The following is a 17,433-nucleotide window of genomic DNA, read 5'->3' on the forward strand; positions in this document are numbered from 1 at the left end:
AGTCTTGCGGCGTAATGGGAGAAAAAGACTATGGCAAACATCTTTTCAAAGGCAAAAAATCTTTTTAAAAGCGGAAAATATGGCGAGTTAAAAACAAAATCGTTTGATTATGCGCGCTATATTGTTCTAAAAATCTGGTACACTCTTACTTTTCAAGAAACTGACAGCAATATCAAAAAAGTGAACAAAAACTGGGTGGTTTTCACTTATCTCAAGGCAAAATACAAGCATTTTCTTTTGAATTACAAGCGAATTGAGAATAAAACGCACGAATACAGCGATATAATCTGGTGGTGCTGGCTTCAAGGCGAAGAAAATGCTCCAGAATTGTGCAAAAGCTGCCTTACTTCGCTCAAAAAGCAAATGCCAAACAAAGAAATTAAGATAATTACAGCAAAAAATCTGTATGATTATGTTGATTTTCCCGATTTTATCAAAGAAAAATACAAAAAAGGCATTATTTCCAACACTCATTTTTCAGATTTACTCCGCCTTGAACTTCTGACAAAATACGGCGGAACGTGGGTTGACGCTACTGTTTATTGCACAACTTACCCCGATTATGCTTTTAACACTCCGCTTTTTGTGTTCAAGACAAAAGAAAAGAATGATGATGCAACTGTAGCACAGAACTGGTTTATGTCGGCAGAAAAACAAAATCCGATTTTAACACTTACCCGCGATTTGCTTTATGAGTATTGGAAAAATCACAACTCGGCAATTCACTATTTTATTTTTATGAGTCTTGCTGCTGATTTTTACAAAGATGAATGGAATGAAATTCCGTGGTTTCCAGATTTACCTCCTCACATTTTGCAGCGAGAGTTAAACAAGCCGTATTCTCAAAAGCGATGGGAGCAACTTTGCCGAATGAGCGATATTCACAAGTTGTCGTATAAGATTGATATTGCAAAATCTGAAAAGCAGAGTTTTTATAAACATTTGCTAGAGTTTTAAAGCTATCGGCATAAAAGAAAAATTATGCTATAACAACTCTGCATGCAGATTTATCATGGCTCAGAAAACATAATCAAAAATCCTCAGTTCGGATTCGGAAATCCGAGAAACGACTATGGTCTGGGATTTTATTGTACACAGTCTGTTGAACTAGCAAAAGAATGGGCTTGTCAGAAAAATAAGGACGGCTTTGCAAACTGCTACGAACTGAAGACGGAAGGTCTTTCGATACTTGACCTTTCAACGTCCTCTTTCAGCATCCTTCACTGGCTTTCAATTCTCATGCAGAACCGGGTGTTTTCACCGAAATCTCCTCTTGGAAAGCAAAATTTGGATTTTCTTACGTCACATTACAATCTTTTCTATTCAGAATATGACATCATCATCGGATACAGGGCAAACGACTCCTATTTTTCATTTGCGAGTGATTTTCTGGAAAACATCATTCCTATTCAGTCCCTTGCAACATCCATGAAACTCGGAAGTCTCGGACTGCAAGTCGTTTTGAAATCAGAAAAAGCCTTTGAAAGCATTTCATATATAAACGCTGAAAAAGCTGAGCAAAACATCTACTTTCCAAAATATATTGCACGAGATACCAGCGCTCGAAAAGCATATTTGAAAAATCTGAGGAATCAAAAACCTGATTCCTCGACCTATCTGATTGACATTGTTCGTAATCCGGAGCTTTTAAATGACCTGCACCTATGATGAAATGTATTTAAGCGACGTACAGAAGAACCTGGGATTCTTTTTTCAGCTGCTGCTGCATAACATGGGGCTTTCACCAATGGAAAGTCAGAATGTCTTTTTGGATTCAATAATCCCCGCACAAATTGAAAATGCAAATCCTGATTTTTTATGCGGCAAATCTGGCTACGAACTGGCAATGCTTGCCCTTCCGCACAAAGATTTATCCAAAGTGATTGAAGAAGCTATCCAAGAACCATTTTATCCTCAAGCCGAATATTGGACAGGGTTTGTTCTCGCATTCTGTCAGTGGAAAAACAATATACCGTTTGATAGAATCTTGAAACGATATTCTCTAGAACACATTTTGCAAAACTATCCACTTTTGCATGAAGCAGACGTGACAAAAATAGAGCAAATCATAATGGAAAAAGTAAATGAAAACTAAATATTCTTCTCTCCTCCCCTACATCATAATTTTGCTGTTTTCAGCAATTCTCATAAACAACATGTTCTACGGTTTTTCCTGGACTGATGAAGGTCTTTACCTTTCCAATGTGCAGCGTTACCTTTCAGGAGACAGATTCTTAATCGATGACTGGACGCCCACCCAATTTTACGAGCCGCTTTTGTATCCGCTGTATGCTCTGTTTATAAAGGCAACCGGCTCAACAGATGGAGTTTTCCTCTTTTTCAGGATTGCGACAATTATTTTTCAAACACTAACAGCATTTTTCGCTTATACTCTGCTTTCAAAAAAATACAGCGCATTTTCTGCATGTAGCGCTTCACTCATTGTACTTTCATTTGCACGGGCGTGCATAAACGGCCCATCTTACTACACCATCGGCTTTGAAAGTTATCTTATCGCCCTGCTCTGCCTCTATGCCTTTTTCTCTTTATCTTACAGCAAGTTTTTTCTTTTTTTTTCGGGAATCTTCTTTGCTTCATCAATTCTTTGCAATCCTTTCCTCGTACTTCCCTATATCGCCGTTTCAATTTTTGCATTTATTCTTCCAATCAGCCGAAACCACATCAGGCAAATCTCAATTATCTGGCTTGGAACAGTGTTTTCTGGAATCATCTACCTGTTTTTTGTTTTTGCAGGCAATTCACTGTCTGATATTCTTTCGGGGCTGCACTACACCTACAATGATCCGTCATACAAGCACACCGTCATTCTTACGATAAAACGCCTTTACAAAATGCCGCGCCTGCTGATTTTTCCTTATGTCCTGACCTGGCTTCCAATGATTATCACATGCATTGTCGTCAAGCAAAAAAAGATACAGCTTTCTGCAAAGAAAAAAATAATCTTTCATGTACTCAATTCACTCTTATTTTTTGTACACTGCCTTATAAAAAAAGATTGCGGAAGTGCCGTAATGGCATTCTTTCATTTTACGATTTTTGAAACAATCCTTTTTTCTGATTTGCGACCAAAAAATTTCCTTCGGGAATATAAAAATGAACTGCTTTATTTCATCATTCCGGGATTAATCCTGGCCTATTTCTTCTGCTTCGCATCTGACACAGGTTTTGGCGTATGTGCAATAGGGATGGCTGTTGCTGCAATTGGGGAAGTTCTCATCCTCAGTTCCATTCTTAAAAGACTTGATTTTGTTGTTTCAAAATCTCTATTTGAAACAACAAAAAGCCTTCCACTTCTCATTCTCATTGCTTTTACTTTGTTTAATCGTACCAACCTGATTTACAGAGATGCAAAACTTCCGCCGCATATTTTGTTTATTCCTCAGCCTCACACAAATATTGAAAAAATCACTGAAGGCCCAGTAAAGGGAATTTACACAACAAAAGAAAGCAAGAATTACTATGACGAATTGTTGGCAGAGCTTAGGAATATAAGCAAGAATAAAAATAAATCCGATAAATCAATTTTCATATCTGGAGCCGCAACATGGGCTTACACGGCATTTCAAAATCTTCACAGCAACACCCCCACAACCTGGAGAACTTTTTGCGATGATGTCCGATTGCAGCCCTATTACGAAGAATTCCCCAAAAACGCTTTTCCAGAATATGTACTTCTCCTTGATTCTAAAAATCCTGACAATGAAGGAAGATATACCGGAAAAAATGATGAGGACAATATCGCAGATACTTGGTTTTTCAATAAAATCATTGCGCTGGACTATGAAAGAACACAGCTGCCCAGTGGAATACTCTATAAAAGCAAAAGGAAATGAATCATGAAATATGTCTATGTTCTAACCTCAACTGAAAAAGACCTCTACTATGAGCAGTGCCTCATGTCGCTCTTTTCGCTCAGACATTACATGCCTCAGGCAGAAGTCATTATTCTTACCGATAACAGGACTGCTTCCACTTTTACCGGAAAACGCGAAGAAATAAAAAAATATGTTTCAGACATTGTCGCTGTAGATTTCCCAGAATCTGCTGGAAATGTTGAACGCTCCCGGGTATTGAAGACAACGATTCCAGAACACATTACTGGAGACTTCCTCTTTATAGACTGCGACACAGCCATCTGTGAAAGTCTTTCTGACATCGAGAAGTTTGACTATTCTCTCGCAGCTGTTCTTGACGGTCATGTTCCGCTTTCAGAGCATAAGCATAAGGATTACTTTTTGAAGCGCGAAAAGAAAATGCACTACACAGGAACCAAAAATCAAGGCTTTCACATTAACAGCGGCGTGATTTTGTATCGGGACTGTGAAAAATCCCGTGAATTCTTCAAAAAATGGCATGAGCTTTGGGAATATTCATTCAGGGTAAAGCATGACCACCATGACCAGGGGGCTTTTAACGAGGCTTTCTATCAGTGCGGATTTGGAGACACACAGCTATCAGGAGAGTGGAATTGCCAGATTAGCCAGGGCGGGCTTGAATTCTTGGAACACGCAAAGATAATCCACTATTTTTCAAGCGAAGCTGCGGGAAAGAATTATATTTCCTACTACAAACTTGCAGACAAAAGCATTCAGCAGCGGATAAAAGACGCAGGTGAAATTCCAGAAGACATACAGAAGATGATTTTAAATCCAAAATTTCAGTTTACGAAAGTACATCTTTTGAACGACAAGCGAATCATCCCGATTTTACAGTCGCCACTTGTCTTCACGCTGGCTGAGCTTAAATTGCATTGTCCACTTTTTTTCGCTATACTTGAGACTACTATCGGCGGATGTCGTTCCCTTGCGAAAAAATTAAAGGGAAAAAAATAACTCAGGCATCAGGAGAAAAGTAAACATGAAAATAGCAGTAGCAGGAACCGGCTATGTGGGACTTTCAAACGCAATTCTTTTAGCTCAGCATAATGAAGTTTATGCGGTTGACATCGTGCAGAAAAAGGTCGATTTAATTAACAGCAAAAAGTCACCAATTGTTGACAAGGAAATCGAAGATTATCTTTCCTCCAAAGATTTGCACCTCACTGCCACAACTGATGCTGAAGTAGCCTATACAGGTGCTGATTTTATCATAATCTCCACGCCGACAAATTATGACCCCCACAAAAATTACTTTGACACTTCGAGCGTAGAGGCAGTTCTTTCCCTTGTCGATAAATTCAACAGAAATGCAGTCATCATCATAAAATCAACTATTCCAGTCGGATATACCGAAGAAGTAAGCAAGATGTTTTCTGAGCTGAACATACTCTTTGCACCAGAATTTCTTCGCGAAGGACATGCACTGTACGACAACCTTTACCCCAGCCGAATTGTTGTGGGCTACCCGAAGAACAATAAAAAACTGGAGAAGGCAGCCCATACCTTTGCGGAGCTTTTGCAGGAGGGGGCAATAAAAAAGGACATTCCTACCCTTTTCACCCAGCCTACCGAAGCCGAAGCAATCAAGCTCTTTGCGAACACTTATCTTGCCCTGCGCGTAAGCTACTTTAACGAACTTGACACTTATGCCGAAATGCACAACCTCGATACAAAACAGATTATCCAGGGGGTAAGCCTTGACCCGCGAATTGGTGACGGTTACAACAACCCGTCTTTTGGCTACGGCGGCTACTGCCTTCCAAAAGACACCAAGCAGCTTCTTGCAAACTACGCGAACATTCCTCAGAACCTCATGACGGCAATCGTCGAGTCAAACAGGACGCGGAAGGAATACATTGCCCGTCATGTACTAGAGAAGTGTCCGGAAACAGTAGGAATTTACCGCCTTACAATGAAAGCCAACAGCGACAACTTCCGGCAGAGCTCAATTCAGGATGTCATGAAAATTCTTCGTGGAGAAGGCGTGAAAGTTGTAATCTATGAGCCAACCCTTTCTACCGCGGAATTTGAAAAATACATAGTCTGCAATGACCTTGCTGAATTCAAAGCAAGGTGCGACGTTATCCTTGCGAACAGAATTACACAAGATTTGGAAGATTGCAGGGACAAGGTTTATACAAGGGATTTATTCTCAAGAGATTAGGACTATAAAAACAGGATTTTTGCAATGAACATAATTAAAAATGAAATCATCCCCTACGAAAATCTATCTCGCACGAACAGGCAGTTTGAGGCTGAGTTTAAATCCGTATTCGACAGATTTATCGAAAAAGGCTGGTATGTTCTCGGTCAGGAAGTAAAATCTTTTGAGGAAGAATTTGCTTCGTATGTCGGAACAAAGCATTGTGTAGGCGTGGCAAGCGGCCTGGACGCCCTCATCATAGCCCTTGAATGCCTTAAGCTTCCAAAAGGAAGCGATGTTCTCGTTCCGTCAAACACATATATTGCATCGATTCTTGCAATCGTAAAGGCTGGCCTCAATCCTGTCCTTGTAGAGCCGGACATTTCAACCTGCAACATAAATCCCAACTTGCTTGAGGAAAGCCTTACTCCAAACACTAGTGCAGTTCTTGTCGTTCATCTGTACGGAAAAGCCTGCGAGATGGATAAAATCACATCTTTCTGCAAAAAACATAATCTCCGTCTGGTTGAGGATTGTGCCCAGTCACACGGAGCAAAATTCAACGGAAAAATGACAGGCTCTTTCGGAGACTTCGGCGCATTCAGTTTCTATCCTACAAAAAATCTCGGTGCACTTGGAGATGCAGGCGCACTTTGCACTGACAACGACGAGCTTGCACAAATGGCCCGTGCCTGGCGCAACTACGGCTCAGAAAAGCATTACCACAACAAATACACCGGAATCAACTCACGGCTTGACGAGATTCAGGCAGCATTTCTTCGCATAAAACTCAGCCATATCGAAGAAATCACGGCAAAAAAGCGCAGGCTTGCCCAGATGTATTTTAGCGGCCTTGATAAAAGCAAGTTCATTCTTCCCCGCGTTGATGAAAAATATTTTGATGTCTATCACATTTTCCAAATCCGCCATCAAAAGCGTGATGAGTTAAAGCAATACCTTTTGGACAGTGGAATCAAAACTGAAATCCACTACCCTGTCGCTCCAATCAATCAGGAAGGCTACAAGGAGATTTTCAAAAAACAAAAGGCCACCCCTATTGCTGAAGAAATCCACAATACGGTTTTATCGCTCCCGATTTCTTATGGAACAACAGAAGAAGAAGTCGCCCACGTAATCGAAGTAATCAATCAATTTAATGTATAGGAAATAAAATGAAGCTTTCAATATGTATTCCAGTATACAACGGTGCGGACACAATCGGCCAGCTCGTAGATAAACTGCAGGAAATTTTCTCAGGACGGGATTTTGAGGTTGTAATGACAAATGACGGAAGCCGGGACAATTCCAGCGAAGTCTGCCAGTCAATCGTAAAAAAATACGGCAATGTGCGTTTTGTGGATTTAAGGCGTAACTATGGCGAGCACAATGCCGTCATGTGCTGCTTAAATTACTGCACAGGAGACTATGCGGCAATTATTGACGATGACCTGCAGAATCCGCCTGAAGAAATCCTGAAGCTCGTTGAAGAAGCCGAAAAGGGCTATGATGTTGTTTACGCAAAATACCACAAAAAGAAGCACTCTCTTTTCCGTAATCTCGGAAGCAAAATAAACGACATTCTTGCAACATGGCTCATCGGAAAGCCAAAGAATCTTTATCTCTGCTCTTTCAAACTTATTAACCGGGCCTTGATTAACGAAATCATCAAATACAAGGGGCCTTTTCCTTATATTGACGGACTCATTCTCCGCGCCACAAACAGTTATTCTTCAGTTTTTGTTGAGCATAAATCACGCGAGGCTGGAAAATCAAACTACACTCTCGGAAAGCTCATTCACCTGTGCCTGAGCATGTTCGTAAACTTTTCGATTAAGCCGATGCGCTTCATGATGGGACTCGGAGCCTTTGTAATCATGCTTTCAATTGCGATGGCAGTCTACTTCATCATAGACAAAATTCTTCATCCCGAAATCGAAAGCGGCTGGACTTCCATTGTGGCCCTTATCCTCTTTTTTGGTGGCTTGCAGACCGTGTTCTTAGGTCTCATCGGCGAATACATCGGCAAAAATTATCTTGACCAGAACGGAACGCCGCAGTTCACGGTCAAAAACACCTACGGAATTCCTGTAAATGAGGAGCAGTCAAAATGAGTGAAATGTATAAGCTTTTGAATTTTAAGGATTTGGGAGATGAACGCGGAAAACTTGTCGTTATAGAGGGGGGGCAGGACATTCCTTTTGAGATTGCCCGTGCATTTTATATTTATGGCTCAGACTCAACAGTCGTTCGAGGTCAGCACGCAAACAGGAATTCAGAATTTGTTCTTGTAAATGTTGCCGGAAGCTCAAAAGTCATGATTACCGACAGCACCAAAAAAGAAATAGTCGAGCTGAACAAACCCATGGAAGCAGTCTATATTCCCAAAATGATCTGGAAAGAAATGTACGATTTTTCGCCGGATTCAGTTCTTTTAGTTCTTGCAAATACACATTACGACGGCAAAGAATATATCCGTGATTTTGAAGAATATAAAAAAATGATGGCGGATTCTTAATGGACTCCTCTAAAAAATTTTCTCTTCTCTTCATGCACTTCGCCTTTATCGTATACGTGCTCCATCTGAATTTTCGGTGGATACATTTAGTTGAAACTGATTGCCGCTCCACAATGGCGCGCTCTGAAATCTCTAAATATTAAAATCGAGACGGCTTTTGCCAGCCGGAATCGGGCTGCTCAAGCAGCGCACTAGTCCAAAAAACAAAAAAGTAGTAGTATTTTCCCGCTTCTATAAATATGCTTGCTGATTCAGAGCGCATTTTATACCAGTATTTTCATTGTGTTTTACACCACCGGAATCCGAAACACGATGTTGCCATATAGCAATCCGGGCATATCTCGATGCCCTTCCCCACTCTTTATGGCTTATCAAGAACATCGCCTTCTTAAGCCAAAAGAGAATCCAAATTAAAGAAGGTTTTATTCAATGGGAACTCTCATCAATTCGCTCGTTATATACCCGCTTACGCAAATAATCGAGCTTGTTTTCATGTTCTGCAAAAAACTTTTTGACGATACAGGCTTCGCAATAATCGGCGTAAGCTGTGCGGTTTCGCTTCTCACGCTTCCGCTTTATATAGTCGCGGAGCACTGGCAGCAGATAGAGAGAAACAAGCAGAAAGCCATGAAAAGCCAGATTGAAAAAATCAAGGCTGTTTTCAAAGGCAACGAGCAGTACATGATTCTTTCCACCTATTACAGGCAGCAGCATTACCACCCGATAATGGCGCTGCGCTCTGCGTTCGGCCTCCTGATTCAGATTCCGTTTTTTACGGCGGCATACGCGTGCCTGAGCCACATGACGGCTTTGCAGGGGCACAGCTTTCTGTTCATCAGAGACATGGGCGCCCCCGACTCCCTTTTCATGATTGGAGCTTTCCATGTGAACGTTCTTCCAATCCTTATGACCATAATAAATATGGTGAGCGGAACGATTTACACGCGAGGATTCCCCATAAAAGACAAGCTTTATACGTACGGGCTGGCTCTTATCTTCGTCATCATTCTCTACGATTCGCCGGCAGGGCTCGTAATGTATTGGACGATGAACAATTTGTTCTCCCTCGTCAAAAACATATTCTACAAGATGCGGCATCCTGTAAAAGCGCTTTACTACATCGCCTGCGCGCTCGTCACAGCCCTTATCATATGGATTTTTGCGGCACATGTCCTTTCAATTACGAGGGCGCTGCTGGTCAGTTTCGTTTTCGCTTTGGTTTACCCGGCTCCATTGTACGTACGCTTCGCGAACTGGCTCATCGACAATCCATACACTTCGCTGAGGGACAATTTCAAACTGCGCCTTTCTTTGTTCGCAGTTTCCGCAGTCGCGCTTACGCTCCTTTTAGGGTATTTCATTCCGACGAACCTCATCGCGTCCTCCCCGGAGGAATTCAGCGGCATAGACGGCATCGGGAACCCGATGTTTTTCGTGAAGAACACCCTTTCACAGGCCGCGGGATTCTGCCTTGTCTGGGCCTCATTGATATTTTTCCTTTACCACGAGCGAATGCAGACTTTGATTGCGACGGGGCTTTCAATCATTTTCGGAATGTGCATCCTCAACAATTTCGCGTTCCCGGAAGACTACGGCAACCTGTCGAAGCTCCTCATATTCACCGATATCGGAACAGTTGATTCCACTCCAATAAAAATAGCAATCAACGCGCTGGCTCTTGCAATTTTTGCGGCCGCACTCTTTTTCGTCTTCAAATGCAACAAAACGAAAATTTTCAACAGCGTTCTTTCCCTTGCGGCAATCAGCCTATTCGGCATGGGAGTAATGAACAGCGTGACAATCACGAAGGGCTACAAATCATATGAGGAAAAAGTAAAGGCGAACGGCATTGCCTCAATGTCAAAAATCGAGCCCATTTTCCATTTGTCGAAAACAGGGAAAAACGTCCTCTACATATACTTGGACAAAGCCCAGAACAGGTATATTGAGGAAATGTTCAGGGAGATACCGGAGCTTCAGGAGCAGTTCTCAGGATTCACCCTTTACAAGAATACAGTCTCATTTAACGGGCATACGCTTCTCGGCGCGCCGTCCGTTTATGGAGGATATGAATACACGCCGGAAGCGATGAACGCCCGCAGCGACGTTTCATTGGTAGACAAGCAGAACGAATGCCTTCTTGTCCTTCCTAGAATATTCACCGAGCAGACGGACGGAAACTGGTCCGCGACAGTAACGGATTCCACCTGGGCCAATTACAGCTGGACGCCAGACCTTTCCATTTATAAAGGCTATCCGAGCATCGATGCGCACCTTACCGATGCGGTTTACCTTGATTTGTGGTACAAAGAGCATCAGGACACGGCTCAAATTTCAGTCACATCGGACACGCTCAAAAGGAACATACTGTGGTACGGATTTTTCAAATCCTCACCGCTTTTCCTGAGACCGGCCTTTTACAATGATGGCGTCTATTGGTCGGCAAACAAAACGAACGATGATTTCAACGATTACCTGAACGGATATTCCGTCCTGGATTATCTGAAGCGCTTCACGGATTTCAACGCCTCAAAGGAAAATGTGTACATCAACCTCACGAACAACTGTCCCCACGACTCGCTGTTTCTCCAGGCGCCGGAATACAGGCCTTCCTCAAAAATCACGAACAAAGGCACATCTTCATTCGCCAACGACTCCCTGTACCATTCGAACGCCGGAGCAATACGCAGAATCGGAGAGTGGTTCCAATACCTGAAATCAGAAGGAGTTTATGACAACTGCAGAATCGTTCTGGTTGCGGATCACGGGAGCTCCGGCAAGGAAGGGGAATACGTCTGGGATGAGAAGTTCGAGAAAATGCAGCCTGGCCACTATCACCCGCTCCTCATGTTCAAGGACTTCAATGAGTCAGGAAATCTGAAAGTCAACACCGATTTCATGACCAATGCGGACACGCCGCTTCTGCTGACACAGGGAATCGTTGACAATCCGACAAACCCATTTACAGGAAAAAAACTTGAAGCCGACAAGGAAAACGGCGCATTGATTTGCACCTCAGACATTTTTATGCCATACCAAAACAGCAGCAAGTATGTATTCACGGTCAAAGACGACCAATGGCTACGGGTCAGCGGGAATATATTTGATTCCGCAAACTGGTCTTTTGAACCTCATAAACAGGAGAAAAAATAATGAATGTCTTTCTATTATATATTGACCCGGGCACGGGCAGCATGCTTTTTTCGGTCTGCATCGGTGTAGCAGCCACGCTATTTTTTCTGGCAAGAGCATTATGGCTGAAACTGCAGCTGTTCTTTACGGGCGGGAAAGCGAAGGCCGACACAAACACAAAAAAATATGTAATCTACAACGAAGGCAGACAATACCTGAATTGTTTCAAGCCGGTTCTTGACGCATTCGAAAAACGCGGGACTGAGGTCTTTTATCTGACATCAATGGAGAACGACCCGCTCCTCAACGAGCCTTACAAATTCGTAAAGGGCGAATACATAGGCGAAGGAAACAAGGCTTTTGCCCGCCTGAACATGCTCAGCGCCGGTGTCGTATTAATGACGACCCCGGGACTCGACGTTTACCAGATGAAAAGGAGCAAAACCGTAAAGCATTATGCGCACCTGCGGCATGGCTCAGGGGATGCGACAATGTACCGCCTTTACGGAATCGATTACTTCGACTCGGTTCTTCTTACGGGCGACTATCAGAAAGACGACCTGCGCTATCTGGAAAAATCGCGGGGCTTAAAAGAGAAGGAGCTCGTTACGGTAGGATGCACATACCTTGATGAGCTGAAGAAAAAGATGGAGCAGATTCCCGCGGAAGAGAACCATGCGTTTACCGTTCTTCTCTGCCCTTCATGGGGTCCGAGCGCTATTCTTTCAAAGTACGGAGAAAAACTGCTCACACCGCTTATTGAGACAGGCTGGCATATAATCGTCCGCCCACATCCTCAGTCAAAAAAGTCGGAAAGCGAGATGCTCGAACGCCTTCAGAAAAAATATGAGTCATTCCCAAACATCGAATGGAATTTCGACAGGGACAATATCTACGCGCTAAAACGTGCAGACATTATGATTTCGGACTTCTCTTCTGTCATTTATGACTACACCTTCCTGTGCGACAAGCCCGTCATGTATGTAAATGCCGACCTTGATTTGCGAATCTACGACGCAAGCGAAGTATACGATGAGGACGGCTCGAACAAACGGATATGGCAGTTCACGACACTTGAAAAAATCGGAATCGAACTGAAAGAAGAGCAGTTCACGGACATAAAAAATGTAATTCAGAATGCGAGCGACTCCCCCGTTCTTGCGGCTGCCCGCGCCAAGGCAAAATCTGAGGCGTGGATGCACATAGGGGAGGCTGGCGACAGGGTCTGCCAGTTCATGATTGACAAAGTTGAGGAAAAGCAATAACGGCAAACGCGATTTTTTTATAGGAGGAATAAGAAAATAATGCAAGCAATAATCTTAGCGGCAGGAACAGGAAGCAGGCTCCGGCCTTTGACCGATACCGTTCCAAAGTGCATGGTAAAAGTAAATGGCATTCCCATGATTGAGCGAACGATAGATGCTCTCGTCGCAGCCGGCATAAAAAAATTAATCATCGGGCTTGGCTACAAGAGCGAGGTCCTTAAGGATTTTATCCGGAGAACTTTTGATGAAAAACGCCTGAACGGGATGCAGATTGAATTCGGCGAGAACCCCGACTACGACAAAACGAACAACATATACTCGCTTTACCTTCTGAAAGAGTTCTTCAAAGCTGATGACACCCTGCTCATAGAAAGCGACCTTGTTTACAAGCCGGAGGTCTTAAAGGACCTTGTGAACGCGGAGGACAAGAATCTCGCCGTAGTAAGCCGCTGGGAAGACTGGATGGACGGAACGGTAACGCTTCTGAACAAGGACGATGAAATCACAAACTTCATCGTCAAGAAGAATCAGAAAAACGAGGAAAAGCCATCTTACTACAAAACGGTCAACATTTATAAATTCTCCAAAGAATTCACAAACACCTATTATCTGCCGTTCCTTGAGACGTTCATGAATGTCTTCGGAAAGAATTCGTATTATGAGACATGCCTTAAGTTCATCTCAGAAACCGATTCAAGCCTTCTCAAGGGATTCAAAATCGACCAGGGAATCTGGTACGAAGTGGACAATCAGGAGGATTTGAAAGAGGCTGAAAAGCGGTTTTAATCGGTTTTCCGCCGCAGGTTCTGCCGAATCAGGATTTTTCCGTCCGATTCGGCATTTTTTTTGCGGTTCGCCAGAAAACGGCGATGTAGAAACAATCCGGCAAAAAATATATTCTGTCCGGCATGATTCTCATAAACGGAAATTTTCTTTGCAGGAACCTCACGGGAATCGAGCGGTTCGCATTCGAGACGTGCAGGCAGCTGGACATCATTCTGGCGGAGAAAAACGCATCGGGCATCGAGTTCTCGATTCTGGTGCCGAACAACGCAAAAACCGTTCCCGAATTCAGGAACATCCATACGATATTGTCGGAAAAGCCCCTCAAGAGCTTCCCGAAATGGGATATGTTTGAGATTGCGATGGAGGCAAAGAAGCGCAATGCCGTTCCGCTCAACTTCTCCAACACTGCCCCGCTCGGAAAAAAAAGCGGAATATGCTTCATCCACGACATTTACGCGCACGACTTCCCGGGGGATTTCGTGACATTCAAGGACAGGCTCATCCGCGCGTACAGCTGCCTCCATTACAGGAACATCGCGAAAAACGCGCGGCTCATCCTCACCGTTTCCGAATTCAGCAAGAAGCAGATTCAAAAAGCATACAAGACGGACGCCGAGCGCATCATTGTCGTCCCGAACGGGTGGGAGCATTTCAATTCCGTAGCCGAGGACAACGGGATTTTCAGCAGGTTCCCGCAGCTTGCCGAGAACAGGTTCTTTTTCACGCTCGGAAGCCTTCAGAAAAGGAAGAACCTGCGCTGGATTCTTGAATACGCAGCAGGAAACCCGGAGCAGACGTTCGCGATTTCCGGGAAGGCGATAGGCGGAATGAAATCCACGGAGCTGGGGGACATCAGGAAACTCCGGAACGTCGTTCTTCTGGGATATGTTTCCGACAGCGAGGTAAAAGCGCTCATGAAGAGATGCGAGGCATTCGTGTTCCCTTCGTATTACGAGGGGTTCGGCATTCCGCCGCTCGAGGCGCTCTCCGCGGGCGCAAAGATTATCGTCTCAAAGAACGCGAGCCTCCCAGAAATTTACGGAAACGCGGCGGCTTACATAGACGCCTGCGACACGAACTGCAGCCTTCCCGACCTGGCGGAAAAGCCCATAAAGAAAGAGGACGTCGACGGCGTGCTGCGGAAATACACGTACCGGAACGCCGCTGAAAAATTGTACGAAGCGGTATCCAAAATCGAGGACAACTAAATCCCGAACAGAAAACAGAACGACAGTCATCCGCCCGCTCGCGGGCGTTTTTATCGGCGGGAACTTCAGATTGTGCCTTCCCCGTCATGGCGGAGAAGGCTCGAAGACGTGACGCACTCGGCAGTAGCGACATCACGGACGATGCCCTGCTCGGCACGGTGGCTCGACGGGGAATGTGATGAAGGATGAGCGGATTTTTCCCGCTCTTCAAGAGGTCGCGAAAAAAATGTATAATCCCGAAAATATGAAAGTTGCTATTGTTCACGATTGGCTCGTCAACTACGGCGGTGCCGAGCGCGTCGTCGAGGCGATGCTGTCCCTCTACCCCGATGCGGACATATACACGCTTGTATACGACGAAAAGAAGATGGGGCGCATCTTCCCGAAGGAAAAAGTCCGCACATCGTTCGTCCAGAAAATACCTGGCTCAACAAAAATATATACGAAACTCCTCACGCTCATGCCGAAAGCATTCGAGTCGTTCGACTTCTCCGGATACGACCTCGTGCTCTGCTCGTCGTCGAGCTGCGCGAAGGGCGTCATAACGCCGCCCTCCGTCCCGCATATCGCCTACATCCACTCGCCCATGCGCTACGCATGGGACCAGTTCTTCGAATACAGGAAGCGGAGCGGCTCGCTGACGAGGCTTTTCATGGACAGATGGATGATGGGCATCCGGCTCTGGGATTTCGTCTCGAGCCAGAGAATCGACTCGATAATCGCGAATTCGGCCTACATCGCGCGCAGGATAAAGAAATACTGGAACCTCGACTCGAAAGTCATCTTCCCGCCGGTGGACACGCAGCGTCTCCGCCCCAACGGGAAGCCGAGCGAGGATTTCTTCGTCGTCTTCTCGCGCTTCGTCCCGTACAAGAGGATTGACCTCGCGATACGGGCATGCGGCGAGACAGGAAAGAAGCTCGTCGTAATCGGCGGCGGGAGCCAGGAAAAGGAGCTCAGGGAAATCGCGTCGCTCTACAAGGGCGCGGACATCACATTCACCGGGCGGATAAAGGACGACGAGGTGATGGATTATCTGCAGCGGTGCCGCGCGCTCATTTTCTGCGCGGAGGAGGACTTCGGGATAATACCCGTCGAGGCGCAGGCGTGCGGAAGGCCGGTCATCGCGTTCGGGAAAGGCGGCGCGCTCGAGACGGTTGTCGACGGGAAGACCGGCGTCTTCTTCGGCCACCAGTCCGCGGACGCGCTGATGATTGCGATGGAAAAATTCGAGGAGCTGGAGCGGAACGGGGCGTTCGTCCCGGAGAAGATTGCGGAGCACGCGAAATCGTTCTCGACGGAGCGGTTCTGCGCGCAGTTGAGGGAACACATAGAGGGGATCCTTTCGGAAAAAGAAAAATGCTGAAAATCGCTATTGACTGCCGGATGATCGGCTCGGGGGGCATCGGCTCCTACATTTCGGAACTTGTGCCGTGGCTTTTGGAGGAGCACGAATGCCTCCTCATCGGAACGCACGAGCAGTGCATGGATTTCGTCAGGATGAAGAACGTCGAGTTCTGCTTCTGCGACGTGAAGCCCTTCTCGTTCGACGAGATGTTCATGTTCCCGAAGGAAGTCCTCGAAAAAATCCACCAGTACGATTTCTTCTTCACGCCGTACTGCAACATACCGGGCGGCATAAGAATTCCCGTCTTCTCGACCATACACGACGTCGTGTTCCTCGACGTGCCGTCGCTCACGGGCTTTCTCGGGCGGCTCGGGCGCAAATTCTTCTACCAGCGGGCGATAAACCTTTCGGAGGAGATATTCACCGTGTCGGAATTCTCCGCCTCGCGCATACGGGCGAACCTGCGGTGCACGAAGCCGATTTCGATAACGTACAACGCCGCGCCGTCATTCCTTTCGAAGGATGACGGGACGGAGAAGACAGAGAAGACGGGGACAATCCTCTTCGTGGGAAACATAAAGAAGCACAAGGGGCTGAAAACGCTCCTCGACGCGTTCGTACTCGCCGTGCGGGAAGGATTCCAGAAAAAGCTCCTCATCGTCGGAAACGCGGAGAACTTCCGCACGGGCGACGAGGAGACCGTGGCCCGCCTGCGCGAGCTTTCCGCGGAGCTTGAGGGAAAAATCGAGTTCACGGGGAAAGTCTCGAACGAGCAGATAAAGCAGCTCTACAAGGAGGCGGATTTCCTCGTGCAGCCGTCGCTCTACGAGGGATTCGGGATGCCGCCGCTCGAGGCGATGACGGTGGGGACGCCCGCTATTGTGTCGGACATTCCCGTGTTCAAGGAGATATACGACGGGTTCCCGGTGACGTTCTTCAAGGTGTCCGACCCGCGCGACCTTGCCGACAAGATGCTCGCGTTCAAGGGCGCGGCCGCGCCAGTCCCCGAGTCCCTCGCCGGGAAATATTCCTACAAAGTCTCCGCCGAGAAAATCGCCGGCGCGATGGAGCGGAGCGCGGAAGGAAAAAAGACGGCGGAACGCGACTGATTCCGGGAAAAAATTGAAAAAGGAAGAT

General features: G+C 45.6%; 15 protein-coding genes. All 15 read left to right on the forward strand.

Annotated elements, in window-relative coordinates:
• Positions 1 to 30 precede the first annotated feature (30 nt).
• Positions 31 to 957 (forward strand): capsular polysaccharide synthesis protein, encoded by a 927-nt coding sequence (locus tag TRESADRAFT_RS10460; protein WP_002705508.1) that lies wholly within the window; start codon positions 31 to 33, stop codon positions 955 to 957.
• A 42-nt stretch (positions 958 to 999) separates the two neighbouring features.
• Positions 1,000 to 1,668: a DUF3990 domain-containing protein gene (locus TRESADRAFT_RS10465; RefSeq protein WP_002705511.1), complete on the forward strand. Its 669-nt coding sequence runs from the start codon at positions 1,000 to 1,002 to the stop codon at positions 1,666 to 1,668.
• Positions 1,652 to 2,095, forward strand: coding sequence for a hypothetical protein (locus tag TRESADRAFT_RS10470; protein ID WP_002705513.1), 444 nt, complete (start codon positions 1,652 to 1,654; stop codon positions 2,093 to 2,095). Before TRESADRAFT_RS10465 ends, TRESADRAFT_RS10470 begins: the two co-directional genes overlap by 17 nt.
• Entirely contained in the window at positions 2,085 to 3,854 is a 1,770-nt protein-coding gene (locus TRESADRAFT_RS10475; RefSeq protein WP_002705515.1) for a hypothetical protein, read from the forward strand. Before TRESADRAFT_RS10470 ends, TRESADRAFT_RS10475 begins: the two co-directional genes overlap by 11 nt.
• 3 nt (positions 3,855 to 3,857) lie before the next feature.
• A complete protein-coding gene (locus TRESADRAFT_RS10480; protein ID WP_002705517.1) occupies positions 3,858 to 4,853 on the forward strand; it encodes a glycosyltransferase in 996 nt (331 codons plus the stop codon).
• A 25-nt stretch (positions 4,854 to 4,878) separates the two neighbouring features.
• Positions 4,879 to 6,063 carry a nucleotide sugar dehydrogenase gene (locus tag TRESADRAFT_RS10485; RefSeq protein WP_002705519.1) on the forward strand — a complete coding sequence of 395 codons (1,185 nt, stop codon included), beginning with the start codon at positions 4,879 to 4,881 and terminating at the stop codon, positions 6,061 to 6,063.
• 24 nt (positions 6,064 to 6,087) lie between these two features.
• On the forward strand, positions 6,088 to 7,206 hold the full coding sequence (locus TRESADRAFT_RS10490; protein WP_002705521.1) for a DegT/DnrJ/EryC1/StrS family aminotransferase: 1,119 nt from the start codon (positions 6,088 to 6,090) through the stop codon (positions 7,204 to 7,206).
• An 8-nt stretch (positions 7,207 to 7,214) separates the two neighbouring features.
• Positions 7,215 to 8,153, forward strand: coding sequence for a glycosyltransferase family 2 protein (locus TRESADRAFT_RS10495; RefSeq protein WP_002705523.1), 939 nt, complete (start codon positions 7,215 to 7,217; stop codon positions 8,151 to 8,153).
• Positions 8,150 to 8,557 (forward strand): sugar 3,4-ketoisomerase, encoded by a 408-nt coding sequence (locus TRESADRAFT_RS10500; RefSeq protein ID WP_002705525.1) that lies wholly within the window; start codon positions 8,150 to 8,152, stop codon positions 8,555 to 8,557. Before TRESADRAFT_RS10495 ends, TRESADRAFT_RS10500 begins: the two co-directional genes overlap by 4 nt.
• 429 nt (positions 8,558 to 8,986) lie before the next feature.
• A complete protein-coding gene (locus TRESADRAFT_RS10505; protein WP_002705528.1) occupies positions 8,987 to 11,710 on the forward strand; it encodes a YidC/Oxa1 family membrane protein insertase in 2,724 nt (907 codons plus the stop codon).
• Positions 11,710 to 12,954, forward strand: coding sequence for a CDP-glycerol glycerophosphotransferase family protein (locus tag TRESADRAFT_RS10510; RefSeq protein WP_002705530.1), 1,245 nt, complete (start codon positions 11,710 to 11,712; stop codon positions 12,952 to 12,954). The genes TRESADRAFT_RS10505 and TRESADRAFT_RS10510 overlap by 1 nt, the downstream gene beginning before the upstream one ends.
• A 39-nt stretch (positions 12,955 to 12,993) precedes the next feature.
• Positions 12,994 to 13,740: a phosphocholine cytidylyltransferase family protein gene (locus TRESADRAFT_RS10515; RefSeq protein ID WP_002705532.1), complete on the forward strand. Its 747-nt coding sequence runs from the start codon at positions 12,994 to 12,996 to the stop codon at positions 13,738 to 13,740.
• Between the two features lie 122 nt (positions 13,741 to 13,862).
• Entirely contained in the window at positions 13,863 to 14,948 is a 1,086-nt protein-coding gene (locus TRESADRAFT_RS10520) for a glycosyltransferase family 4 protein (protein WP_002705534.1), read from the forward strand.
• A gap of 244 nt (positions 14,949 to 15,192) precedes the next feature.
• On the forward strand, positions 15,193 to 16,314 hold the full coding sequence (locus TRESADRAFT_RS10525) for a glycosyltransferase (protein WP_040842949.1): 1,122 nt from the start codon (positions 15,193 to 15,195) through the stop codon (positions 16,312 to 16,314).
• A complete protein-coding gene (locus tag TRESADRAFT_RS10530) occupies positions 16,308 to 17,405 on the forward strand; it encodes a glycosyltransferase family 4 protein (protein WP_002705538.1) in 1,098 nt (365 codons plus the stop codon). Before TRESADRAFT_RS10525 ends, TRESADRAFT_RS10530 begins: the two co-directional genes overlap by 7 nt.
• Positions 17,406 to 17,433 lie beyond the last annotated feature (28 nt).

The organism is Treponema saccharophilum DSM 2985 (genome assembly GCF_000255555.1).
Lineage (GTDB): Bacteria > Spirochaetota > Spirochaetia > Treponematales > Treponemataceae > Treponema_D > Treponema_D saccharophilum.